Origin of the sequence: Streptomyces sp. NRRL F-5122, from assembly GCF_001507435.1 — a bacterium.
Taxonomy (GTDB): domain Bacteria; phylum Actinomycetota; class Actinomycetes; order Streptomycetales; family Streptomycetaceae; genus Streptomyces; species Streptomyces lannensis.
On record NZ_LMWH01000111.1, the window covers coordinates 1 to 595 of the forward strand.

Annotated in this window: 1 protein-coding gene; it reads left to right on the top strand. The window is 71.6% G+C overall.

Annotation, left to right across the window (positions count from 1 at the left end):
• The coding region (locus ADL25_RS13090) for a glycosyltransferase (RefSeq protein WP_159044923.1) at positions 1 to 595 on the top strand (595 nt) is incomplete at both ends.

Below are 595 nucleotides of genomic sequence, written 5' to 3' on the forward strand. Positions count from 1 at the left end.
GCTGGACGGACGGCTGACGGTCCCCGTCCTGACCTATCTGACCGACTTCTCCGTGCATCCGCTGTGGGTGGCGGACGGGGTGGACGTCCACCTGGCTGCTCATGCGGTGCCGGCTCACCAGGCACGGGCAGCCGGAGCGCGGGACGTGCGCATGTGCGGACCGGTCACCGATCCGCGTTTTCGGCCGGGCACCAGGCAGGACCGCGACCAGGGGCGCGCCGCCTTCGGTCTACCGGAGAAGACGCCGCTGGCCTTGCTGGTCGCCGGCTCCTGGGGCGTGGGGCCGGTCCGGCAGGTCGCCCAGGAGCTGCGTGACTGCGGTGCCGCCGTGCCGGTCGTCGTCTGCGGGCGCAACGATGCGCTCGCGGCGCGACTGCGTGCCGACGGGATCGAGCACGTGTTCGGCTGGGTCGACGACATGCCGGCCCTGATGCACGCTGCTGACGTCCTCGTGCAGAACGCGGGCGGCCTGACCTCTCTGGAAGCTTTCGCCGCAGGCCTGCCGGTCGCGAGCTACCGCTGCATACCCGGCCATGGCCTGACCAATGCCGCCGCACTCGATGAAGCCGGTGCAGCCGTGTGGATCCGCAACGCC